At 73.3% G+C, this 23,398-nt stretch carries 20 protein-coding genes and 1 tRNA gene; 10 read left to right on the top strand and 11 right to left on the bottom strand.

The annotated features are described in order from the left end of the window. Nucleotides 1-281 precede the first annotated feature (281 nt). Nucleotides 282-4,541, top strand: a complete 4,260-nt coding sequence (locus tag AQJ66_RS33210) for a HAMP domain-containing protein (RefSeq protein WP_061929436.1) — start codon at nucleotides 282-284, stop codon at nucleotides 4,539-4,541. A 166-nt stretch (nucleotides 4,542-4,707) separates the two neighbouring features. Continuing rightward, complete coding sequence (locus tag AQJ66_RS33205) at nucleotides 4,708-7,302, top strand: SpoIIE family protein phosphatase (RefSeq protein ID WP_244163012.1); 2,595 nt, start codon at nucleotides 4,708-4,710, stop codon at nucleotides 7,300-7,302. 107 nt (nucleotides 7,303-7,409) lie between these two features. Here AQJ66_RS33205 and AQJ66_RS33200 read toward each other — a convergent pair whose 3' ends face one another. Together AQJ66_RS33200 and AQJ66_RS37965 are read right to left on the bottom strand one after the other, a co-directional pair. Then, nucleotides 7,410-7,850, bottom strand: a complete 441-nt coding sequence (locus AQJ66_RS33200; protein WP_061929433.1) for an ATP-binding protein — start codon at nucleotides 7,848-7,850, stop codon at nucleotides 7,410-7,412. Nucleotides 7,851-8,095: 245 nt separating this feature from the next. Next, nucleotides 8,096-8,269, bottom strand: coding sequence for a CsbD family protein (locus AQJ66_RS37965; protein ID WP_079060563.1), 174 nt, complete (start codon nucleotides 8,267-8,269; stop codon nucleotides 8,096-8,098). Between the two features lie 171 nt (nucleotides 8,270-8,440). On the opposite strand from AQJ66_RS37965, the gene AQJ66_RS33195 reads away from it, so the two are divergent. Next, a complete protein-coding gene (locus tag AQJ66_RS33195) occupies nucleotides 8,441-8,854 on the top strand; it encodes a MarR family winged helix-turn-helix transcriptional regulator (protein ID WP_061929430.1) in 414 nt (137 codons plus the stop codon). Nucleotides 8,855-8,868: 14 nt separating this feature from the next. Here the strand turns inward: AQJ66_RS33195 and AQJ66_RS33190 are convergent, their stop codons facing one another. From AQJ66_RS33190 to mgrA, 3 genes are all read right to left on the bottom strand, one after another. Beyond that, nucleotides 8,869-9,492: a DedA family protein gene (locus tag AQJ66_RS33190; protein ID WP_061929427.1), complete on the bottom strand. Its 624-nt coding sequence runs from the start codon at nucleotides 9,490-9,492 to the stop codon at nucleotides 8,869-8,871. Nucleotides 9,493-9,528: 36 nt separating this feature from the next. Beyond that, nucleotides 9,529-9,696, bottom strand: coding sequence for a hypothetical protein (locus tag AQJ66_RS39580; protein WP_167359208.1), 168 nt, complete (start codon nucleotides 9,694-9,696; stop codon nucleotides 9,529-9,531). Nucleotides 9,697-9,811: 115 nt separating this feature from the next. After that, complete coding sequence (mgrA, locus tag AQJ66_RS33185) at nucleotides 9,812-10,855, bottom strand: L-glyceraldehyde 3-phosphate reductase (RefSeq protein WP_061929424.1); 1,044 nt, start codon at nucleotides 10,853-10,855, stop codon at nucleotides 9,812-9,814. Nucleotides 10,856-11,110: 255 nt separating this feature from the next. On the opposite strand from mgrA, the gene AQJ66_RS33180 reads away from it, so the two are divergent. Next, complete coding sequence (locus AQJ66_RS33180; RefSeq protein WP_061929421.1) at nucleotides 11,111-11,950, top strand: chitosanase; 840 nt, start codon at nucleotides 11,111-11,113, stop codon at nucleotides 11,948-11,950. Nucleotides 11,951-11,960: 10 nt separating this feature from the next. Here AQJ66_RS33180 and AQJ66_RS39155 read toward each other — a convergent pair whose 3' ends face one another. Continuing rightward, on the bottom strand, nucleotides 11,961-12,098 hold the full coding sequence (locus AQJ66_RS39155; RefSeq protein ID WP_159052679.1) for a hypothetical protein: 138 nt from the start codon (nucleotides 12,096-12,098) through the stop codon (nucleotides 11,961-11,963). Nucleotides 12,099-12,440: 342 nt separating this feature from the next. On the opposite strand from AQJ66_RS39155, the gene pgm reads away from it, so the two are divergent. Then, complete coding sequence (gene pgm, locus AQJ66_RS33175) at nucleotides 12,441-14,081, top strand: phosphoglucomutase (alpha-D-glucose-1,6-bisphosphate-dependent) (protein ID WP_061929417.1); 1,641 nt, start codon at nucleotides 12,441-12,443, stop codon at nucleotides 14,079-14,081. 58 nt (nucleotides 14,082-14,139) lie between these two features. On the opposite strand, the gene AQJ66_RS33170 is transcribed toward pgm, so the two are convergent. From AQJ66_RS33170 to AQJ66_RS39150, 3 genes are all read right to left on the bottom strand, one after another. Continuing rightward, on the bottom strand, nucleotides 14,140-15,063 hold the full coding sequence (locus tag AQJ66_RS33170) for an SGNH/GDSL hydrolase family protein (RefSeq protein ID WP_061929414.1): 924 nt from the start codon (nucleotides 15,061-15,063) through the stop codon (nucleotides 14,140-14,142). A gap of 168 nt (nucleotides 15,064-15,231) precedes the next feature. Then, on the bottom strand, nucleotides 15,232-15,462 hold the full coding sequence (locus AQJ66_RS33165; RefSeq protein ID WP_061929412.1) for a DUF5133 domain-containing protein: 231 nt from the start codon (nucleotides 15,460-15,462) through the stop codon (nucleotides 15,232-15,234). 128 nt (nucleotides 15,463-15,590) lie between these two features. Beyond that, nucleotides 15,591-15,687, bottom strand: a tRNA-Arg gene (locus AQJ66_RS39150). 227 nt (nucleotides 15,688-15,914) lie between these two features. Here AQJ66_RS39150 and AQJ66_RS33160 point away from each other — a divergent pair. The 5 genes from AQJ66_RS33160 to AQJ66_RS33140 all read left to right on the top strand — a co-directional run bounded on the left by AQJ66_RS33160 (nucleotide 15,915) and on the right by AQJ66_RS33140 (nucleotide 20,969). Then, nucleotides 15,915-16,526, top strand: a complete 612-nt coding sequence (locus AQJ66_RS33160; RefSeq protein ID WP_244163008.1) for a DUF6417 family protein — start codon at nucleotides 15,915-15,917, stop codon at nucleotides 16,524-16,526. Between the two features lie 117 nt (nucleotides 16,527-16,643). Then, a complete protein-coding gene (locus tag AQJ66_RS33155; RefSeq protein WP_061929409.1) occupies nucleotides 16,644-17,288 on the top strand; it encodes a maltokinase N-terminal cap-like domain-containing protein in 645 nt (214 codons plus the stop codon). Nucleotides 17,289-17,553: 265 nt separating this feature from the next. After that, nucleotides 17,554-19,416 (top strand): M1 family metallopeptidase, encoded by a 1,863-nt coding sequence (locus tag AQJ66_RS33150; RefSeq protein ID WP_061929406.1) that lies wholly within the window; start codon nucleotides 17,554-17,556, stop codon nucleotides 19,414-19,416. A 144-nt stretch (nucleotides 19,417-19,560) separates the two neighbouring features. Beyond that, nucleotides 19,561-20,406 carry a lysozyme gene (locus AQJ66_RS33145; protein ID WP_208611505.1) on the top strand — a complete coding sequence of 282 codons (846 nt, stop codon included), beginning with the start codon at nucleotides 19,561-19,563 and terminating at the stop codon, nucleotides 20,404-20,406. Nucleotides 20,407-20,453: 47 nt separating this feature from the next. Then, a complete protein-coding gene (locus AQJ66_RS33140) occupies nucleotides 20,454-20,969 on the top strand; it encodes a hypothetical protein (protein WP_061929403.1) in 516 nt (171 codons plus the stop codon). Here AQJ66_RS33140 and AQJ66_RS33135 read toward each other — a convergent pair. Both AQJ66_RS33135 and AQJ66_RS33130 read right to left on the bottom strand, forming a co-directional pair. Continuing rightward, nucleotides 20,953-22,089: an FUSC family protein gene (locus AQJ66_RS33135; protein WP_244163007.1), complete on the bottom strand. Its 1,137-nt coding sequence runs from the start codon at nucleotides 22,087-22,089 to the stop codon at nucleotides 20,953-20,955. The genes AQJ66_RS33140 and AQJ66_RS33135 overlap by 17 nt on opposite strands. Before the next feature lie 122 nt (nucleotides 22,090-22,211). Next, entirely contained in the window at nucleotides 22,212-23,345 is a 1,134-nt protein-coding gene (locus AQJ66_RS33130; protein WP_244163006.1) for an AI-2E family transporter, read from the bottom strand. Between the last annotated feature and the right edge of the window lie 53 nt (nucleotides 23,346-23,398).

The following is a 23,398-nucleotide window of genomic DNA, read 5'->3' as shown; positions in this document are numbered from 1 at the left end:
ACGGGGCGGACCTCCCGCGCTGCGCGCCTCCTGAGCTGGGCAAAACGATCCGAGTACCCCGCTGCGCACGGCTCACACCTGTGGTTTTCCCGATCCTTCGGGAGGACGGGCTGCTTTGTGAAGGTCTGGGAAAGTGGGTTAGCCTGCGGCGTATTTTTCTCATCGAGCAAATCCGTGATCTGCGGAAATGCACCACCAGTCGCCGGGCCGCAGCCCTGCTCCCGGCAGTGGTTCCGAGTCTTCTGCGCGGAAGGCTCTTGGGGAGCGGAACGAGGGTGCGCATGGCCGGCAAGGCGACCGGGACGACCGACGCGGTCCCGGGCGAACAGGAACTGAGGCGACTCCTGGCGGGGCTCACCGCCGTCCGGGACGGGGACTTCGGCAGGCGTCTGCCCGACGACTCCACCGGCCTGATGGGCGACATCGCCACCGTCTTCAACGGCATGCTCGACCAGCTGTCCGTGTTCACCTCCGAGGTCACCCGCGTCGCCCGCGAGGTGGGCACCGAGGGGACCCTCGGCGGCCAGGCCGAGGTGCCCGGCGTCTCCGGCACGTGGGCGGACCTCACCGACTCCGTGAACGCCATGGCGGGCAACCTCACCACCCAGGTCCGCGACATCGCGCAGGTGGCCACCGCCGTGGCCAAGGGCGACCTGTCCCAGAAGATCGACGTGCCTGCGCGCGGCGAGATCCTCCAGCTGAAGGAGACCGTCAACACGATGGTCGACCAGCTGTCCGCGTTCGCCGACGAGGTCACGCGCGTGGCCCGCGAGGTCGGCACGGAGGGGCGGCTCGGCGGCCAGGCGCAGGTGCCCGGGGTCGCCGGCGTCTGGCGGGACCTGACGGACTCGGTCAACTTCATGGCCGGGAACCTGACCGCCCAGGTCCGCAACGTCGCCCAGGTGACGACCGCGGTCGCGCAGGGCGACCTGTCGCAGAAGATCACGGTCGACGCGCGCGGCGAGATCCTGGAGCTGAAGAGCACCATCAACACGATGGTCGACCAGCTGTCCGCGTTCGCCGACGAGGTCACGCGCGTGGCCCGCGAGGTCGGCACCGAGGGACGCCTCGGCGGCCAGGCGGACGTCAAGGGGGTCAAGGGCACCTGGCGGGACCTGACGGACTCGGTCAACTTCATGGCCGGGAACCTGACCGCCCAGGTCCGCAACGTCGCCCAGGTGGCCACGGCGGTCGCGCAGGGCGACCTGTCGCAGAAGATCACGGTCGACGCGCGCGGCGAGATCCTGGAGCTGAAGAACACCATCAACACGATGGTCGACCAGCTCTCCGCGTTCGCCGACGAGGTGACCCGCGTGGCCCGCGAGGTCGGCACCGCCGGCAACCTCGGCGGCCAGGCCACCGTCCGCGGTGTCTCCGGCACCTGGAAGGACCTCACCGACAACGTCAACGTGATGGCCTCCAACCTCACCGGGCAGGTCCGCTCCATCGCCCAGGTGGCCACGGCCGTCGCCAAGGGTGACCTGTCGCAGAAGATCACCGTCGAGGCCAAGGGCGAGGTCGCCGCGCTGGCCGACGTCATCAACACCATGGTCGACACGCTTTCCGCGTTCGCCGACGAGGTGACCCGCGTCGCCCGCGAGGTCGGCACCGAGGGCCGGCTCGGCGGACAGGCCCACGTGCCCAACGTGGCCGGGACCTGGAAGGACCTCACCGACAACGTCAACTCCATGGCCAACAACCTCACCGGCCAGGTGCGCAACATCGCGCTGGTGACCACCGCGGTGGCCAAGGGCGACCTGTCGAAGAAGATCGACGTCGACGCCCGCGGTGAGATCCTCGAACTGAAGACGACCATCAACACGATGGTGGACCAGCTCTCGGCGTTCGCCGACGAGGTGACCCGCGTCGCCCGCGAGGTCGGCACCGAGGGCCGGCTCGGCGGACAGGCCGAGGTCGAGGGCGTCTCCGGCACCTGGAAGCGCCTCACCGAGAACGTCAACGAACTCGCCGGCAACCTAACCCGGCAGGTGCGTGCCATCGCCGACGTCGCCAGCGCCGTCGCCGAGGGCGACCTGACCCGGTCGATCACCGTCGACGCCTCCGGCGAGGTCGCCGACCTCAAGGACAACATCAACTCCATGGTGGAGTCCCTGCGCGAGACCACCCTGGCCAACCAGGAGCAGGACTGGCTCAAGACCAACCTCGCCCGCATCTCCGCCCTCATGCAGGGCCACCGCGACCTGCCCGTCGTCGCGGAGCTGATCATGGACGAGCTGGTGCCCCAGGTCTCCGCCCAGTACGGCGCCTTCTACCTCGCCGAGGAGGGCGAGGACGGCCCCGAGCTGCGGCTCGTCGGCTCCTACGGCAGGCCGGAGGAGGACAACCGGCCCGCCCGGATCCCGTTCGGCCGGTCCCTGGTCGGCCAGGCCGCGCGCAGCCGCCGTACGATCGCCGTGGACGAGCTGCCGCCCGGCTACGTCACCATCTCCTCCGGGCTGGGGCAGGTCGAGCCCACCGCCCTGCTGCTCCTGCCCATCGTCTTCGAGGAGCAGGTCCTCGGCGTCATCGAGCTCGCCGCCGTCACCTCCTTCACCCAGATCCAGCGCGACTTCCTCCAGCAGCTGGTGGACACCATCGGCGTCAACGTCAACACGATCGTCGCCAACGCCCGCACCGACGAGCTGCTGGAGGAGTCCCAGCGCCTCACCAGCGAACTGCGCTCCCGTTCGGCCGAGTTGCAGGCCCGCCAGGAGGAACTGCAGCAGTCCAACGCCGAACTGGAGGACAAGGCCTCCCTGCTGGCCGATCAGAACCGGGACATCGAGGCGAAGAACCTGCAGATCGAGCAGGCCCGCCAGGAGCTCGAGGCCCGCGCCCAGCAGTTGTCGCTGGCCTCCCGGTACAAGTCCGAGTTCCTCGCGAACATGAGCCACGAGCTGCGCACCCCGCTCAACAGCCTGCTCATCCTCGCCCAGCTGCTGGCGCAGAACCCCTCGCGCAACCTCACGCCGAAGCAGGTCGAGTACGCCGGCATCATCCACTCCGCCGGCTCGGACCTGCTGCAGCTGATCAACGACATCCTCGACCTGTCCAAGGTCGAGGCGGGGAAGATGGACGTCAGCCCCGAGCGCGTCCCGCTCCGGCAGCTCATCGAGTACGTCGAGGCCACCTTCCGGCCGATGACGTCGCAGAAGAGCCTGGACTTCGCCATCACCACCGCCCCCGGCGCGCCCGCCGACCTGCTCACCGACGACACCCGGCTCCGCCAGATCCTGCGCAACCTGCTGTCCAACGCGGTGAAGTTCACCGAGCAGGGCCGGGTGGAACTGCGCATCGAGCCCGCGCCGGACGAGGAGGTGCCCGAGGGCGTCGTGCGCGGCGGTGCCGTGGTCGCGTTCCGCGTGGTGGACACCGGCATCGGCATCCCCGAACAGCAGCGGGAGACCGTCTTCGGCGCCTTCCAGCAGGCCGACGGCACCACCAGCCGCAAGTACGGCGGCACCGGTCTCGGCCTGTCCATCACCCGGGAGATCGCCCACCTGCTCGGCGGCGCCGTCACCGTGGAGAGCACGCCCGGCAAGGGCAGCACGTTCACGCTCTTCCTGCCCGCCGCCCGGGCCGACTTCGAGCAGCTGCTGCAGGCCGCGCCGAAGCCGCCCGAGCTGTCCCGGGCGGGCACCGCGAACGGTCGGGAACTGACCGAGAGCGCGCCGCCGGCCACCGCCAGACGGCAGCGCCCGCGCCGCCTGCTCGTCGTCGAGGAGCGGCCGCGCGGACTGCTCACGCTCGTCGCCGAGAGCGTCGTCGGGGACCTCGCGCAGGTCCGGCCCGACGGGACGGGCGGCACGCCCGTCGACGTCATCACGGCGGTCGGCGCCCAGGAGGCGGCCGGTGCGCTGGCCGCCGAGCCGTGCCACTGCGTGGTCGTCGAACTCGGCGCGCCGGACGGGGAGTCCGCGCGCTTCCTGGAGGCGCTGCGCGGCGACTCCGCCCTCGCCAGCGTGCCCGTCCTCGTGCACAGCTCGCACCGCACCGAGCCGATCACCGAGGACACCGGCGCGGGTTCGCTGGAGTACCTGTACAGCCTGGACGAGCTGCGCGAGCGGATCGCCCTGCACGTCTCCGCGGAGGAGCCCGGCGAGGTGCTCACGCTGGTCCGCGGCGACGAACCGCAGGTGACGGCGGTGCACCAGGTCGACGACCGCAACCGCGGCCGTACCGTCCTCGTCGTCGACGACGACGCGCGCAACCTGTTCGCGCTCAGCGGCATCCTCGAACTGCACGGCTTCCGGGTGCTGCACGCGGAGAACGGCCGCAAGGGCATCGAGACGCTGGTGAACAATCCGGACGTGCAACTCGTCCTGATGGACGTGATGATGCCCGAGATGGACGGCTACGCGGCCACCGCGGAGATCCGCAGCATGCCGCAGTACGCCGACCTGCCGGTCATCGCCGTGACCGCCAAGGCGATGCAGGGCGACCGGGAGAAGAGCCTCGCCTCGGGAGCCAGCGACTACGTGACGAAGCCGGTGGACACGCACGACCTCATCGCGTGCGTCCGGCGCTGGCTGCCCGCATGAGGACGAGCCCGCAGTCCGGAACGAGCCCAGGCCGACGCAGCCGAGGAACAGGTACCCGGTGAACGCCTACGATCCGCCTTCAGACCCCGCCGTCCCGGACCCTGACCAGGCCGGCGCGAACCGGCCGCCCGGGCCGTCCGGCGCCGCGGCGCCCGACGAGCCCGCCATGCCCGGGCCCGCCGGGGTCGTGGAGCCCGCCGGGGCCACCGCGACCGCCGAGCGGCCCGGGACCGGCGTTCCCGCCGGTCCGGACGTCCCCGGCACCGATCCGGCCGGCGCCGAACCGGCGTCCGGGCCGAGCCCCTCCGAGGCCGGGCCGGGCCTGCCCGCCGAGTACTCCGGGGCCCCTGGGGGAGAGCTGGAGCCGGGGGAGCTGGAGCTGGAGCTGGCGGAGCTGGAACTGGGTGGGGTGGACCTGCCCAAGGTGCCGGCCACCTCGCCCGTGGGGCGGCTCGCCGCCACCGTCGAGCGGCTGCGCAAGGAGGTACGGGAGGCGCAGGCGGAGGCCGAGGGACGGGCCCTGGTCGAGCTGGCCAAGGGCATCCTGGTGGAGCGCCTGGGCTGCGGCCCCGCGCAGGCCGCACGGCAGCTCGGCGAGCTGGCCGAGCAGGCCCGGGTGACCCCGCTGGAGTTCGCGGTCGAGGTCATCAACCAGGCCGCCCGGGACCGCGTCTCGGAGGTGGCCGGCGCCTTCCTGGCCGCCACCGCACGGAGCCAGGAGCCGGTCGAGGAGTCCGCCGCCGTGCGGCTGCGCGCCGCCGAGAGCGGTGTGCTCGCCGCCGACGACACCCAGGCGGTGGCCGACTCCCTCCTCCAGCACGCCCTGAGCCCCCTCGGGGCGTGCGCCGTGGCCATCTGGGCCGCGGGCTCCGACGGCTCGCTGACCCTCGCGGGCAGCGCAGGGTTCACGCCGGCCGAGTCCGCCCGCTGGCGCTACGTCCCGCCGGACGTGGCCACGGTGGCCCGGCGCGGCCTCACCGACCCCGACGGGCAGTGGCTGCCCTCCCTGGCCGAGTCCGGGCTGCCCACCATCGGCCGCCGGGAGTTCGCCGACGGCGCCCGGGTCGCCCTACCCGCCGGTGTCGGCGGCCGGATCCACGGCGTCCTGGAGATCGCCTGGCCCAAGCCCGAGGGCCCGCAGCCACCGCAGGTGGTCCGCCAGGTGGAGGCGCTCGCCGAGCTGTGCGCCCACACCCTGGAGGCCCACACCCCGCCGGCCGGCACCGGGCACGAACCCCGGGTGCTGCCCGACGCCGTGGAGCTGATGGACCTCGCCGACGGGCTGCACGACCCGGCCCTGGTGCTGGTGCCGCACCTCGACGACACCGGCCGGCTGGCCGACTTCCGCATCCAGCACGTCAACAGCCGCTTCCTCGACCCGGCGGGCCGCTCGCGGGCCGTCGTCAGCGGCGCCCTGCTGCTGGAGGCCTACCCCATGGCCGCCGGAACCAGCGAGCTGTTCCAGCGGGTCGAGCGCGTCTACGCCACCGGCGAGCCGTTCCGCGCCCACCGCATGCGGCTCACCGCCCTGGTCGACGAGGTGCCGCTGACGACCGTCGCCGACATCAGCATCAGCCGGCACGGCTCCAGCGTGCTGCTGATCTGGCGCATCGAGGACGAGACCGCGCGCCTGGCCAGCCTGCTCCAGAACGCCCAGCGCCTCGGCCGCATCGGCGGCTTCGAGGAGAACCTGCTGACCGGCGAGATCACCTGGAACAGCCAGTTGTTCGGCCTCTACGGCCGTCCGCCCACCAGCACCCCGGTCCCGCTGGAGAACCTGGCCGCCCACGCCCATCCGGACGACGCCGTCGCCATCGGCCGGTTCCTGCGCACGCTGCTGCACCGCCGGCGCCCGGCGTCCGCCGCCTTCCGGCTGATGCGGCCGGACGGGGTGACCCGGCACATGCGGGTGGTGGCCGAACCCGTCCTCGACACCGACGGCCAGACGTTCGTCGTACGCGGGGCCTACCAGGACATCTCCGCCCAGCACTGGACCGAGGTCGCCCTCGCCGCCACCCGCGACCAGCTCGCCCACACCGAGCAGCAGGCCGACGAGCGCAACCGCCTGGCCCTGCAGCTCCAGCACGCCATCATGCCCCCCGAGCAGACGCCGCTGCAGATCCCGGACCTCCAGGTGGCGGTGCGCTACCGGCCCGCCGAGACCGAGCACCTGGTGGGCGGCGACTGGTACGACGCCGTCGTGCTGCCCTCCGGACTGGTGCTGCTGTGCGTCGGGGACGTCGCCGGACACGGCATCGAGGCGGCGACCAGCATGGTCGTCCTGCGCAACGCGCTGCGCGGCCTCGCGGTGACCGGCGCCGGTCCGGCGCAGCTGCTGTCCTGGCTGAACATCGTCGCCCACCACCTGACCGGCGCCGTCACCGCGACCGCCGTGTGCGGGCTGTACGACGGGGAGCGGCGCACCCTGCGCTGGGCCCGGGCGGGGCATCTCCCGCCGGTCCTCGTCCGGGACTCCGAGGCCAGCGCGCTGCCGAGGCTCAAGGGGCTGCTGCTGGGCGCCGTGCCGGAGGCGGTGTACGAGGAGACCGAGGTGCAGCTGGCGGCCGGGGACACCCTGCTGATGTACACCGACGGCCTGATCGAGCGCCGTGACCGCTCCGTGGAGGAGTCCCTCTCCCACCTGCTGTCCACGGCCCGCTCGGCGCCCGGCAGTCTGCACCAGCACCTGGACCGGCTGCTCACCTACAGCAGGTCGGACACCGACGACGACACCTGCATCGTGGGCATCCGGCTCACCTGAGCCGGGCGGGCGGACGGGGCCGGGCGGGGCGGGTCGGACGGGGCGGGCGTCGCCGCCGCTCCGAGGTGACTCTCGGCTGAGCGGCCACCCCCGCAGGTTCACACCTGTCACGCGCCGGTGAGGGCGACGGTGGCGGTGACGCGCTTGCCGTGCGCCAGCGGGGTGACCTCGAACCCGCCGGTGAGCAGGCTCACCAGATGCAGCCCGTGGCCGCCCACCCGGCACGGGTCGGGTGGGCGCTGCCGGGGCCGCTCGGGAGAGGTGTCCGTGACGGAGACGTGCAGCGCCGTGGAGTCGGGCGACAGCTCCAGCCGGAGCCCGCAGGGGCCGGGAGCGTGCCGGACGGCGTTGGTGACGAGTTCACTGACGACGAGCTGGGCATCCTGGACCGCCCGCCGGTGCGGGGCGGGCCGGGCCCGCGACAGCAGGGCCTGGACGGCGTCTCTCGCATCGGCGATGCAGGACGAGCCGGCGTCCCAGGTGCGGCTGTAGCGCTGGGGCGTGGGCCGGGTCCGCATCATCGTGTGCGTCCTGAGGGGGATGTCCATACCTCGTTGCCCTTTTCCTCCGGGATCTGGGGCCCTTCCTGTGACCAGGGAACCGGTGCCGTCCCTCTCCCGGCTACCCACTGGACCGCCGGTCAAGGGGACGATCGCGGGTAGTCCTCCGGTTGCGCACCCGCCCCAGGTGAGTGCCCCGGCCCGGCACGGGCACGCCGCCCGGACGTACTGCGGGCAGGCCCGGGAGATCCGCTCCGGCGGATCTCCCGGGCCTGCCCCGAGCGGTGTCCGACTCAGTGCTTGAAGGTGTCCTTGGCCTTCTCCTTGGCCTGCCGGGCGTCGCCGCGCGCGCCCTCCATGCGGCCTTCGGCCTCCATGCGCTCGTTGCCCACCGCGCGGCCGGCGGCCTCCTTGGCCTTGCCCTTGGCCTGCTCTGCCTTGGCCTTCGCCTTTTCCTTGCCAGCCATCGGGTCGTCACATCCCCACGTCTGTTCGGTGTGCGGTCCCTTGTCGGTTTGCCCCTCTGCCGCGACCCAAACCCGTCCCGAGGCCGGGGCCCGATTCCGTTCGGAGCGGGCCCGGCAAATCACCGCCCCTTGATTGAACAGTCCAGACTGATAAACCTGTGGTCAGTAACCATGGACGGGGAGAGCGCGGAGAGCGCGGGGCAGAACGCGGAGCACCAGGACACGGCGGCCCTCGCCGCCGCGCTGCGGCTGGCCATGGGCCGGATCGTCCGCCGCCTGCGCCAGGCGCACGCTGTCGGAGATCTGACGCTCTCCGGCGTCTCGGTCCTGGCCCGGCTGGCCGCGGCGGGACCGGACTCGCCCGGCGCGCTGGCCGAGCTGGAGCGGGTCAGGCCCCAGGCGATGGCCACCACGCTGGCCGGACTCGTACAGCGCGGACTGGTCGGCCGCGCCCCCGACGCGACCGACGGCCGGCGCTCCATCGTGTCGATCACCGAGGCGGGCCGGACGGTCCTGGCGGAGCGCCGCTCCGAGTCCGTCGGACGGCTCGCCCACGCGCTCGACGACTTCACCCCGGGCGCCTGACCGGGCCCCCGAGCTCAGCGTTCGCGCCGCCGCCGGACGAGGTGGCGTGTCACCAGGGCGGCGACGATCACACCGAAGCCGACGAGGGCGGCGAGCTGGTAGCGTCTGATCTCGTCGTAGACCGCGGTGATGTGACTCCCCGCGAGGTAGGCGAGGGACGCCCACAGGCCGACCCACAGGGCCGCGCCGAGCGCGTTGAAGACCAGGAAGCGGCGCCAGGGCATCTCGGCGGTGCCCGCGATGATCCCGTTGGCCTGGCGCAGCCCCTCGACGAAGCGGGCCGCCGTGACCACCTTGCCGCCGTGCCGCCGGAAGAACTCCTCGGCCGCGTGGAGCCGCTTCGGCGTGAGGAGGACGTACCGGCCCCAGCGGTGCACGGACGCCCGCCCGCCGCTGCGGCCGATGAGGTAGCCGATGTTGTCCCCGAGCACTGCCGCGAGGAAGGCGATGCCCGCCACGGCGGCGATGTTCAGCCGCCCCGCCCCGGCGTAGACGCCGGCGGCGATCAGGATGGTCTCGCCGGGCGCCGGTACCCCGAAGTCCTCCACCAGCACCACGGCTCCCACGGCCCAGTAGCCGTAGTCACCGAGCAGCGGTGCCAGATGGGCCAGCGGGCCCGGAAGCGGAGGAGCTGCCATACCCCCCACCGTACGCCGCGGTGCCCGGCGGGCGGTCTATGCGCCGTCGCCCTCGCCCGGGTCGCGCTGGCAGGTGTAGCAGAGTTCGTGTCCCCCGTCGCGGGTGACGACGGTGCCCCAGCCGAGACAGTGCTCGCAGCCGCGGGCCAGGCCGAGATCGGGGTGAGGGGGCGGGCAGGGTGTGCGGGGGGCTCCGTACACCATACGGGGAGCGGCTCCTTGAGACCAGGGTGCGAGATCAGGGGTCGCGGTCCGAACTGCTTCCATTATGTCCGACTTATGCCAGATGTCCATGGCGTATGTCACCGAGTGCCAGGAATCACTCCAGGTTCCCCAGCCTGGCCTCCCGCCACAGGTCCACGCCGCCCTCGGTGGCGTGGCTGTCGATCTCGGCCAGCTCCCCGGCGCTGAAGTCGAGGTTCTCCAGCGCGGCCACGTTCTGCTCCAGCTGCTCGGTGCGGGAGGCGCCGATCACCAGGGAGGTGACCCGCTCGTCGCGCAGGGCCCAGGCCAGTGCCATCTGGGCCAGGGTCTGCCCGCGCCGGGCCGCGATGTCGTTCAGCGAGCGCAGCCGCCCGCGCATCTCCTCGGTCAGCCAGGCCGGGTCGAACGACGTGCCCCGCGCGGCCCGGGAGTCCTCCGGCACGCCCTGGAGGTAGCGGCCGGTGAGCAGCCCCTGCGCGAGCGCCGTGAACCCGATGACGCCGAAGCCCTCCTCCTCGGCCGTGTCCAGCAGGCCGTCGGTCTCGATCCAGCGGTTGAGCATGCTGTACGACGGCTGGTGGATCAGCAGCGGGGTGCCCAGCTCGCGCAGGATCGCGGCCGCCTGCCGGGTGCGCTCGGCGTCGTACGAGGAGATGCCCACGTAGAGGGCCTTGCCCTGGCGGACGGCGGTGTCGAGGGCGCCCATCGTCTCCTCCAGGGGCGTGCTCGCGTCCAGCCGGTGCGAGTAGAAGATGTCCACGTAGTCCAGGCCCGTGCGGCGCAGCGACTGGTCCAGCGAGGCCAGCAGGTACTTGCGGGAGCCGCCGCCCTGCCCGTACGGCCCCGGCCACATGTCCCACCCCGCCTTGGTGGAGACGATCAGCTCGTCCCGGTACGGCGCCAGGTCCCGCCGCAGCAGCCGCCCGAAGTTCTGCTCCGCGGCGCCGTACGGCGGGCCGTAGTTGTTGGCCAGGTCGTGGTGGGTGATCCCGAGGTCGAAGGCGCGCAGCGCGATCTCGCGCTGGGTCTCGAAGGGGCGGTCGTCGCCGAAGTTGTGCCAGTAGCCGAGGGACAGGACCGGGAGGTCCAGTCCGGACCGGCCGGTGCGCCGGTAGCGCATGGTGCCGTCGTAGCGGGCGGGGTCCGCGACATGGGTCATCGGGTCGTCTCCGGGTGGTGCCGTAGGGGGGAACCGCCGGTGTGCGGCGGCTCGTCCACCCTGCGCCCGCATGATCCGTAAGTCCAACCGATGCCTCCTATGGGATTGAGCTGCCCGGTTTCTGAATCGGGCACTGTCGGATCCTACGAACTTCGCGCGGGGCGGGTGCCCGCCCTCCCGTGGCTCTGATAGGAAACTTTACTACCAGTGCAGTACGGCTCAACTCACCACCCCCCACCCCTCTTTGGAGTCCCTGTGGTGCACCCGGACAGTGAGACGACAGCCTCCGCCCGCCCCTCCCGCCGGACCGTCGTCGCCGTGCTCGGCGCCGTCGCCTCCGGCGCCCTGCTCGGCGTTCAGCGCCCCGCCGCCGCGTCGGCGGCCGCACCGGGCCTCGACGACCCGGCGAAGAAGGAGATCGCCATGCGACTGGTCTCCAGTGCGGAGAACTCCTCCCTCGACTGGAAGGCCCAGTACAAGTACATCGAGGACATCGGCGACGGGCGCGGCTACACCGCCGGCATCATCGGCTTCTGCTCCGGCACCGGCGACATGCTGGACCTCGTCCAGCTCTACGCCGACCGCAAGCCCGGCAACGTCCTCGCCAGGTACCTGCCCGCCCTGCGCGACGTCGACGGCACCGACTCGCACCAGGGCCTCGACCCGAACTTCCCCAAGGACTGGCGCAAGGCCGCGCAGGACACCGTCTTCCAGCAGTGCCAGAACGACGAACGCGACCGCGTCTACTTCGACCCCGCCGTCTCCCGCGGCAGGTCGGACGGCCTGCACGCCCTCGGCCAGTTCTGCTACTACGACGCGATCGTCATGCACGGCGACGGCGGTGACCCCACCAGCTTCTCCAGCATCCGCAAGCGCGCCCTGCGCAGCGCCAGGCCGCCGGCGCAGGGCGGCGACGAGACGGCGTACCTGAACGCCTTCCTCGACGCCCGGGTGTGGGCCATGAAGCAGGAGGAGGCCCACAGCGACACCAGCCGGGTCGACACCGAGCAGCGGGTCTTCCTGCGCAAGGGCAACCTCGACCTGAACACCCCGCTGGACTGGAAGGTGTACGGCGACCCCTACCACATCGGCTGACCCGCGGAGGTCAGGAGCCGTGCGGCAGGGCGGCGGGCGCGGGCCCCGGGACACCGGGGCCCGGCGCGGCGGCCTGCCGTGCGGTGATGCGCTGGATCACCATCACGGCCGGGGCGGCGGCCAGAAGTACGAGGACCTCTCCCGCCACGATCAGCGGCGGCGGGGTCGTGCCCCCGGTCCCGCGACCACGTGGACGTAGATCTGCGACAGGCGGAGGGAGCCGCCGCGAGCGCGGAGGTCCCACACCCGCGCCACGTCGGCGACGGCCGCCGCGACGACTGCGGTCCGGGCGGAACGCGCGAGGGGCCAAGGGGCCCTGACGGTGGATCCGGGCACGGTGAGGGCCTGTCCGTGAAGGCGTCCCGCACGGACGGCGGGACGGCACCGAGATCGCGAGCACTGGATCACAGGGCGGGGCCCACTCGCGTGCCAGGGCTTTGACCGGGAAGGATGGGCGGTGAGCGATCCGACGAAGCGGAGGAGCGGACTCATGCCGCACGAGCGAGCCGGCCGGCCGGCCGGGCCCGAGGACCTTGTCGACGTGGCACGGCTGGTCACGGCGTACCACGCACTGCACCCGGACCCGGCCGACCCGGCGCAGCGGGTGGCGTTCGGCACGTCGGGGCACCGGGGTTCGTCCCTGGCGACCGCCTTCAACGAGGACCACATCGCCGCCACCAGCCAGGCCATCTGCGAGTACCGCGCGGAGCGGGGCACCGACGGCCCCCTCTTCCTCGGCGCCGACACCCACGCCCTGTCCGAGCCCGCGAAGGTCACCGCGCTGGAGGTGTTCGCCGCCAACGGCGTCACCGTGCTCATCGACAGCGCCGACGGCTACACGCCCACCCCGGCCGTCTCGCACGCCATCCTGACCCACAACCGGGGCCGCACCGCCGCGCTCGCCGACGGCGTGGTCGTCACCCCGTCGCACAACCCGCCCGCCGACGGCGGCTTCAAGTACAACCCGCCCAGCGGCGGACCGGCCGCCTCCGACGCGACCGGCTGGATCCAGGACCGCGCCAACCAGATCATCACGGGCGGCCTGAAGGACGTGCGCCGGCTGCCGTACGCCCGCGCGCTCGCCGCCGACACCACCGGGCGCTACGACTTCCTGGGCACCTACACCGCCGACCTGCCCGGCGTCCTCGACCTCGACGCGATCCGCGCGGCCGGGGTGCGCATCGGCGCCGACCCGCTCGGCGGGGCGTCCGTCGCCTACTGGGGCCGGATCGCCGAGGAGCACCGCCTCGACCTGACCGTGGTCAACCCGCACACCGACCCCACCTGGCGGTTCATGACGCTGGACTGGGACGGCCAGATCCGCATGGACTGCTCCTCGCCCTACGCGATGGCGTCCCTCATCGAGCAGCGCGACCGCTTCCGCATCGCCACCGGCAACGACGCCGACGCCGACCGGCACGGCATCGTCACCCCCGACGCGGGCCTGATGAACCCCAACCACTACCTCGCCGTCGCCATCTCCTACCTCTACCGGCACCGCGAGCAGTGGCCCGCCGACGCGGGCGTCGGCAAGACGCTCGTGTCCTCCTCGATGATCGACCGGGTCGCCGCCGACCTGGGCCGCCGGCTGGTCGAGGTGCCCGTCGGGTTCAAGTGGTTCGTCGACGGACTGGCAGGCGGCACCCTCGGCTTCGGCGGCGAGGAGTCGGCCGGCGCGTCCTTCCTGCGCCGGGACGGCTCGGTGTGGACCACCGACAAGGACGGCATCCTGCTGGCCCTGCTCGCCTCCGAGATCACCGCGGTCACGGACCGGACGCCGTCCGAGCACTACGCCGACCTGACCGCCCGCTTCGGCGAACCCGCCTACGCCCGCATCGACGCCCCCGCCACCCGCGAGCAGAAGGCGCTGCTGGCCAAGCTGTCACCGGCCCAGGTCACCGCCGACACCCTGGCCGGCGAGGCGGTCACCGGCGTGCTCACCGAGGCGCCCGGCAACGGCGCCGCCATCGGCGGCATCAAGGTCAGCACCGAGAGCGCCTGGTTCGCGGCCCGCCCCTCGGGCACCGAGGACGTCTACAAGATCTACGCCGAGTCCTTCCTCGGCCCGGACCACCTCACCCGGGTGCAGGAGGAGGCCAAGGGCGTGGTGCAGGCCGCGCTCGGCGGCTGACGGAGCGTGCGGCGGCCTCCGTGACGTCCGTGCGGAGGCCGCCCGCGCCGGGCGCGGCTCAGTCGCGGTCGTGCCCGCGCCCGTCCTCCAGCCGGTCCTGCACGGCCTGCGCCATGGCGGCCTCACCCTTGGCGTTGGGGTGGGCGGGTGCGGCGGGGGCTGCCGGCCGCAGCGGTTCGATCCAGCGGTCCGCCGGCGCCTGGCACATGTCGTGGCCGACCGTCGGGCCGTAGGTGTCGACGTACTCGGCCCGGTTCCAGGCGGCGACCAGACGCAGCATCAGGTTGAGCCGCTTCTCGGTGTCCCGGAGGTAGGGGAAGTCCTTGGCGGCGAACGGCACCGAGGGGGCGCAGCCGCTGCCGTCGTCCGGCAGCAGGTCCGGGTAGCCGACGAGGAGCACGCGCGCGTGGGGCGCACGGGCGTGCACGGCGCGCAGCACCCGGTCGATCTTCGGCGCGGTCCGCAGAACGGTGAGCGCCAGCTCGTCGTACCCGGAGGCCACGTAGGAGCGCTCGCAGGGGTTGCCGGCCGGGTCCTGGGCGGCGAGCCGGGCGCAGGTGGAGATGATCGGGCCGAAGCCCACGTCGTTGCCGCCGATCTGCACCGTCACCAGGTCGGTGTTCCGTCCCAGCGCGTCGAGTTGGGGCCCGTTGGTGCCCTGCTCCTTCCACATCTCGTCCGTCGTCGCCCCGGAGCAGCTGACGTCCTTGAACGCGGTGGCTCCCAGCCGTGCCGCCAGCAGCGAGGGGTAGTTCTGGTCGGAGCGGGCGCAGTTGGCGTCCACCTGCGTGGGGATCACCGGGCCCGAGGTGTAGGAGTCCCCGAGGGAGACGTAGGAGAGGCCGTGGCCGTGTCCGGCGGGCCCCGCGGCGGCGGGTGACGTGGAGGCGGCGACGAGGGCGCAGCCCCCGAGCGCCGCCCCCAGTACGGCGGCCCGCCGCCGGCCTCTCGCGCCGTCCGCCCCACGCGTGTCGTTCGTCATGAAATCCGCCCCCAGAGGCCGTTGCACCGCACGGGACAGTGGTCCCGTGCGCTGGACTGGCCCTGTATACCGTCCGGTCGGTCACCTGGACCAGAAGCGGGAGCGAACATTCGCGTCAGCCGGGGGAGGAGTTCCGCGGGGTCCCGCCGTTCCGGGCGGGTCCCGCGCTCAGGAAGCGGTCAGGAGGGAGTCGTCCTCCGGGCGGGCCCCGGACAGGCGGTGCCGGGCGGCTATCAGAGCCATGTCGGGGTCCTTGGTGCCCGTCGCCACGCACAGCGAGTAGGAGACGTCCGCCAGCCGCTGCCGGGCCTGCGGCGTGCTCTCCTCGGCTCCCAGCAGCGTGAGGGCCTCGTACTGGTCGATCAGGTCCTGCAGTACCGCGGGGTGTGCCATCAGCATGAGTTCCGCCTCTTTCGTGCGCGGCCGGCAATGATCACTTGGCTGCGCGGATACCCGCGTTGCCACCCGGCATGCTCCCGGGAGCGGGGCCGCGCGGCCCGGACGGTGCCGGGCCGCGCGGCGACAGGCGGAGAGGGCAGGATTCGAACCTGCGCGGGCTCCTCGCGGGGCCCGACCATGAGCCGTACTCGCTGGTCCCCGATCAGCCACTCCGGGCACCTCTCCCCGTGACCGGCTCGTCCGGTTTCCCGTGCCGCTCACGGGAACCACCGTGCCAGGGCCCGCTGACGCCGGGCTGACACGTCCGCCCGGTGGGCCGCCTCGCGCTCCGGTTCCATCCTGGGCCCCGTTTCCCCCGATCGGTGTACGGCGCCGTGAATATGCCACTGGCGCACCGTCCGGGGGCTACGGTCACGGGATCTGCAACCGACGAACACGAGGGGGTGCGTGGGGTGAGCCACGAGACGCTGCTCGCCACACTGGAGGCCGTCCACCGCACCGCGGGAGCCGCCACGCACGGGTGGATGCTCGACGCGCACGCCGTCCGGCTGCGCTCCGCCCTGGCCGAGCCGACACGGCTGGCGCTGGTGGAGTGGGCCGACCGGGAGACCCGGGCGGAACTGTCCGCGCTGCGGGGCCGTCCCGTGCGGCAGGCGGTGCGCCTGTCCGCGCACGGGCGCGACGTGCTCGCCTACGCCGGCCGGCGGCGGCCGGGGTCCGGGACGCCGGAGCCCGGGCCGGGACAGCGGCTGGTGGAGCTGAGGCCGTCGCAGATGAGCGCGCTGCGCACGTACCTGCGGCTGACCGGCGGGCTGCACCGGCGGCCGGCCGAGGGCCTGGCGGAGCAGGTGGACGCCGCGGTGTTCCACCGCGCCGGCAACCGGTGGCGGCTGCTGCTGACCCAGCGGCAGATGGAGTCGGCGGCCTACGGTTTCTGGCTGCACCGCGTCGCCGCCTCGGCGACCGAGGCGAACGACTTCGGCCGCGAGTACGACGTCACCTACCGGCCCGCCCACGGCGGACGGGCGCCCACCGCCCCGCTGCCCGCGGCCGCCGGCCGGTGAACTGATCCGCTTCCCTCGGGAGTTCGTGCCGTCTCCGGCCGGGGCGGGGCGAGGGCCGGGGGAGAGGGTGTGGAAGGCTGCGAGGGCCCGTGCCGGCCCCATGGAGGAGGAACGCTCATGGCCGTCATCCACCGCACCACGCTCACACCGACCAAGCTGGAACTCCTCACCGCCTGGCTGCCCGCCCGCCCGTGGTACCGGGGCGGCGCGGACGCCCCCGTGCTGGAGAAGTCCGGCGGCTTCCGGCTGGACGACCCGGAGGGCGAGGTGGGCGTCGAGTTCATGGTCGCCACCGACACCTCCAACCCCGAGCCGACCGCCTACCTGTTTCCGCTGACCTACCGCGGCGCGCCCCTGCCGGGCGCGGAGCGCGCGCTCGTCGGCACCGCGGAGCACGGGGTGCTGGGCCGGCGCTGGGTCTACGACGGCTGCCACGACCCGGTGCTGGTCGGCGAGTTGCTCGCCCTGATCCAGGGCCGGGCCCAGGCCGTGGCGCAGAGCGTCACGGACACCCCGGACCACGAGGTCACCCGCTCCTTCACCGGTGAGCCCTTCGCCGCCACGGGTCTCACCCCCGAGCCCGCCGACGACGCGCGGGGCACCCGCCTCGCCGCTCCGCACGGGACGTTCCTGCGGATCCACCGTGTCCTGCAGCGGGGCGCCGGCCCCGCCGAAGGAGCCGTCGGCCACGTCGCGGGCGTCTGGAACACCCCGGACGGAACCCGCACCGGCGGCGTGTTCATGACCCTCGGCACGGACTGATCCGGCCTCGGGCCCGTCGCCCCCGGGGCGGTCCGCGGCCGGCGGCCGCCCCGGGGAACGCGGCCCCCCACTTACCGCCGCCGTATGGCATGACCCGGTCAAATCTGTCACGCTTTCGGCAACCGCCGCCGCGACCCACGAGGCGCGGTGCAGCTCTCACCGCACGGCCCGCGCCACCCCACCCCACGGCCGCCCCGGCGCACCCCAGCCGGCCGGGCGGTCATCGAGCAGGCCGGTACCCCGGCCGCCGTAAAAGGAGCAGCGTGTGAGACCGACCCCCCACCAGGCACTCGGCGCCGGCGCAGTCACCCTCGCCGCACTGGCCGCCCTCTGCCTGCCCGTCACCCCCGCCGCCGCCGCGCCGGCCCACACCCCGGTGGCCGCCGACTGCACCCCGGCGCAGGCCGTCACCAACGGCGGCTTCGAGAGCGGGACATCGCCCTGGACGCAGTCCTCGTCCGGCCTGATCACCAGCCGCACCGGCGAGAGCCCGCACGCCGGCTCCTCGTACGCCTGGCTGGACGGCACCGGCGGCAGCCGCACCGACACCCTCTCCCAGAGCGTCACCGTCCCCAGCGGCTGCGCCGGCGCCACCCTCACCTTCTGGCTGCACGTCGACACCGACGAGACCACCTCGTCCACCGCCTACGACAAGCTGACCGCCAAGATCGGCGGTACGACCCTGGCGACCTACTCCAACCTCGACGAGAACACCGGCTACGTGCAGAAGTCGTTCGACGTGTCGTCGTTCGCGGGCCAGACCGTGAACCTCACCTTCACCGGCACCGAGGACTACAGCCTCCAGACCAGCTTCGTCCTGGACGACGTCTCCCTCGACACCTCCGGCGGCACCACCCCGCCCCCGGCGGACCAGACCCGCACCCCCGCCGCGCCGTCCTACACCGTCAGCCTCAGCAGCGACACGAGCGGCACCACCTGGAACGGGCACGAGAGCGTCACCTTCACCAACACCTCCGCCACCGCGCTCGGCGAGGTGTACCTGCGGCTGTGGGACAACTACCACGGCACCTGCTCGGCGATGCCCATCCAGGTCACCAACGTCACCGGCGGCACCGCGGGCGGCCTCTCGGTGAACTGCACCGCCCTCAAGGTCACCCTGCCGGCCCCGCTGAACCAGGGCCAGAGCGCCACCGTCGGCTTCGACCTCGGCATCACCGTGCCCAGCGGCGCCGACCGGTTCGGGCACGACGGCGCGTTCAGCTTCATCGGCAACGCCCTGCCCGTGCTCGCCGTCCGCGACGGCGCCGGCTGGCACCTGGACCCGTACACGAACAACGGCGAGGCGTTCTACTCCCTGGCCGCCGACTTCCGGGTGACCCTCGACCACCCCAGCTCCCTGCTGGTCCCGGCCACCGGCACCTCCACCGACACCCCCGGCACCTCCGGCCGCACGGTGACCACCGCCACCGCCGCCAAGGTCCGCGACTTCGCCTGGGCCGCCGGCCCGTTCGGCAAGGTCTCCGGCACCTCCGCCGCCGGCGTCCCGGTGAACGTGTACTCCGTCTCGGGCATCAGCTCCTCCAGCGCCCAGTCGATGCTCAGCACCGCCGAGTCCGCCGTGGACGCCCACGCGGCCCGGTTCGGCGCCTACCCCTACGGCGAACTGGACGCGGTCCTCGACAACAACTACTGGTTCGGCGGGATGGAGTACCCCGGCTTCGTCCTCGACCTGGTCAGCACCACCGCTCTCACCCACGAGATCGGCCACCAGTGGTGGTACGGCATCGTCGGCGACGACGAGTACAACAGCCCCTGGCTGGACGAGGCGTTCACCGACTACGCCACCGACCTGGCCCTCGGCAAGACGGGCAGCAACTGCTGGAGCTCGGTGTCCTGGGCCTCCAGCACCGAGAAGATCACCAACTCGATGGCCTACTGGGACGCGCACTCCTCCCGCTACTCCACCGTGGTCTACGGCTACGGCAAGTGCGCCCTGCACGACCTCCGGCGCGTCCTCGGTGACACCGCCATGGCCAAGCTGCTGAAGGACTACGCGACCGCGCACTGGTACGGCGTGTCGACGACGGCCGAGTTCAAGGCCGCCGCCCAGGCCGCCACGAGCACCGACCTCACCTCCTTCTGGACCCAGCACCGCATCGACGGCTGACCCGCCCGCACCGGTCGCGGGCGGCGCCCCGAGGGGGCCGCCCGCGACCGCCGTGCCACTCACATGGCGTAATTCCCGCCCTCCGGTGCATCGTTGGGCGGTACCCGGAGTGCGGCGCGGTCCGGCCGAGGGTCAGATGGAGCTGTGCGAAGCGATATACACCACCCCGGCCGCCGCTCACGCTGGTCCGTCACCGGCGCTCTGACCGGCTTGCTGCTGACCCTGTCCCTGCCCCAGGCCGTGCCCTCGTCGGCCGACTCCGGTTCCCCACCCGCGCGCGGCAGCGCCTACATGGGGATGGGGGTCCTCGCCCACGACGGCGCGAGCACCTCCGCCGACACCACCGAGACGGTCCCGCGGGTCACCCAGACCGAGGGCGTCGACGTCTCCAGCCACCAGGGCGACGTCGCCTGGTCCACGCTGTGGAAGGCCGGCGTCAAGTGGGCCTACACCAAGGCGACGGAGGGCACGTACTACACCAACCCCTCCTTCCCCCAGCAGTACAACGGCTCCTACGACGCCGGACTGATCCGCGGCGCCTACCACTTCGCGACCCCCGACACCACCGGCGGCGCCGCCCAGGCCGACTACTTCGTCGATCACGGCGGCGGCTGGACCAAGGACGGCAAGACGCTGCCCGGCGTGCTCGACATCGAGTGGAACCCGTACGGCGACGCCTGCTACGGCAAGTCGCAGAGCGCGATGGTCACCTGGATCCGCGACTTCCTGAACCGCTACAAGTCCCGCACCGGCCGCGCGGCCGTCATCTACACCGCGACGAGCTGGTGGTCCGACTGCACGGGTGACTACGGCGGCTTCGCCGGGGCCAACCCGCTGTGGATCGCCCGGTACGCCTCGACCGCCGGGACCCTTCCGGCGGGCTGGTCGTTCTACACGATGTGGCAGTACACCTCCACCGGACCGACGGTCGGCGACCACGACCGGTTCAACGGCTCCCTGGACAAGGTCAAGAACCTGGCCACCGGCTGAGGTGAACCCGCCGAAGCCGGCCGGCCGGCGCCGGATAGGCTCGTGCCGTGCCGCACGTGGACATCGTTCAGCTGCTGGTCTCGCCGGTGCACCGGCTCGCGGGCCGGCCGGGCGACGGCCTTCCCGAGCTGCCGCCCGGCGAACTGGTGGCCACGACCCGGGTCCGCGCGGGACTGGGCATCGTCGGGGACCGCTACTTCAACCGGCCCGCCCACCGCGACGCGTCGGTCACCCTCATGGCCCTGGAGCGCCTGCCCCGGCCGGACCCGGCCGGGGCGGACCTGCTGCGGACGCGGCGCAACGTCCTGCTGCGCGGCGTGGACATCGACGCCTACGTCGGCGCGACGGTCTACCTCGACTGCGGCGCCGGACCCGTGGACCTGGAGGTCCGCAGCGCGGCCCGGCCCTGCTCGTGGATGGACACCACGCTCGGCCCCGGGGCGCAGCGGGCGCTGCGCGGCGGCGGGGGAGTGCGCTGCCGTCCCCTGACGGACGGCATCCTGACCGTGGGGCCCGCGGTCTTCGGGGTCCGCGGCGGGGCGGGGCTCAGGGCGCCGAGGTGACCAGCTGGTCGGCCAGCCGGTGGGCCTGGGCGAGCAGGGCGCCGTAGGTGGCGACCTCGTCGGGGTCGTCCGTCGTGGAACGCACCAGGTCCCGGCGCAGCTCCTGGAGCGTGTCACGCAGCTCCTCCACCGCCTCGCGCAGCCCGTCGTCGCTCGCCTGGCCGAACCGGCTGCGGCTGTAGAGCCGCAGCGCGTGGGCGGTCCGGCACAGGAACCTGGCGTAGTGGCGGGCGAGTTCCGGGTGGGGGCGGGGCGCCGGGCGGTCCTCGGCCGCCGCCTCGAGCACCGTGCGGGTGACGCCCGCGGTGTGGACGGCCGCGTAGTCGAGCACCACCACCGCGTCCTCGTACCCCTTGCCGGGCAGCGACGCGGCGGCCCTGCGGTGGCGCAGGTTGACCCGCAGGCTCTCCCGGCTCCACTCCACCGCGGCGTGGGCCCGGTCCACCAGGCGGTGCAGGCGCAGGGCCCGCTCGTGCCGGTCCGCGGCCTCCTCGGGGTCCCAGCGGCCCTCCGCCAGCCCGTCGGCGACCGCCCGCAGGATGTCGTGTGCCTCCTCGGTCGCGTCCTGGAGGACGGCCCGGGTGTCGTGCAGGTACACCGGCGGCCGGATCAGCGCGTTGACGGCGATGCCGACCAGCGCGCCGAAGAGCGCCTCGGCGAGCCGCGCGGTGGAGGTGGCGACGGACACGGCCCCGCCGGTGAGGACGAAGAGGGCGCCGGTGGCCGCGTAGATCCCCTGGCTGCCCAGCCGCCGCCAGTGGCCGAGCAGGAGGGCGGCGGGCAGCACGATCGCCATCGCGGCCACGGTACCGGGCAGCAGCAGCCCGGCCACGGTGGCCACCACCGTGCCGGCCGCGATCGCCGCGAGCTGCTGCAGTCCGTGCCGGATCGACCGGTACACGGTCGACTCCACCAGGACCACCGCCACCCACGGCGCGACGAACGCGACCGGCGCGCGCAGCCACCAGCCCGACACCGCCCAGGCCACCCACGCGGCCAGCGCCGCCTTCAGCGCCTGCACGGCGACATCCCGCTCCCGCGACGGCCCCGCACAGGCCCGCCGCACCGCGTTCACCGCCGCCGACCTCCCGAGTCCGATCGCCTGCCACATCACCCGCATGCCTCTCCCCGGGGCACACCCCTCGTGTTCACCGTTCGCATGGGCCCCCGGGTAGCCACGGGCCCGCGGATCACGCCTGCGGGACGTCCGGGCGGTGCGCGGCGGGGGTGGGCGCCGATGTGCTACGGGGGCGGTGACGGGCGCAGCGCGCGGTGCACCGCCCAGGCGACCGAGACGAACGGCACGGCCACGACGGCCCCGATCACTCCGGCGACGATGCTGCCCGCGAGGACGGACACGGCGACGACGAGCGGGTGCAGGCGGACCGCCCAGCTCATCACCAGCGGGTGGAGCACGTGGCCCTCGATCTGGCCGATGACGACGATGAGGGCGAGGACGGCCACCGCGGTCAGCGGCCCGCGGCCGGCCAGGGCGACGATCGTGGCCACGCCGAGCGCGACCGGGGAGCCCACCAGCGGGACGAAGGCGGCGAAGAACTCCAGCAGTGCCAGCGGCAGCGCGAGCGGCACGCGCAGGGCCAGCAGGGCGGCGCCGACGAGGACGGCGTTGGTGGCCGCGACGATGATGATGCCGCGCGTGTACCCGGCGAAGGTCCGCCACGCCGCGCTGCCCGCCCGGTCCCACGCCGGGCGCGCACCGCTCGGCAGCAGCTGGTCGCGGATCCAGCACCACAGCCGCTCCCCGGAGTGGATGAAGAAGACGGAGGCGAAGAGCGCGAGCGCGCCGCCCGTGATCACTTCGACGATCACGCCCAGCTCGGACACGGCGTTGCTCAGCAGACTCGCCCGGTGGGTCGAGACGTAGTGCGTCACCTGGTCCTGCAGCGAGGACAGCCGGCCCGCGCCCAGCCGGAACGGCGGCCGCTGCAGCCACTGCTCGATCCGGTGCACCCCGTCCCGGAAGTCGCCCACCAGCTTCGCCGACTCGCCCGCCACCGCGTTGCCCACCAGCGCGAGCAGACCCATCAGGAGCAGCAGGCTGCCGACCAGCGCGACGGCGACGCACAGGGGCCGCGGCAGCACGCGGTTGAGCAGATCGGTGACCGGGCGCAGGACGGTGGTGACGACCAGGGCGAGGAACAGGGCCACGGCGATGAGCTGGAAGCGGCCGAGGACGATGAAGACGCCGTAGACGACGATGCCGACGAGGATGAGCCGCCAGGCGTAGGCCCCGGCGATCCGCAGCCACGGCACCGTGCGACCGGCCCGCGGCGCGCCCGGGGCGGCGGGGACCACGGGGACGCCGCGAGGGACCGGCGGCAGCCGTACGGAGTACGCCGCCCGGCTGCCCAGCACCGCGGCCCGCGCACGCCGACCGCGCCCCGTCCACCGCCCCGCACCGCCCACCA

Source organism: Streptomyces bungoensis (genome assembly GCF_001514215.1).
In the GTDB taxonomy this organism is placed as follows: domain Bacteria; phylum Actinomycetota; class Actinomycetes; order Streptomycetales; family Streptomycetaceae; genus Streptomyces; species Streptomyces bungoensis.
The sequence above is the reverse complement of the archived record's forward strand: the minus strand, read 5'-3'. Positions and strand labels throughout refer to the sequence as shown.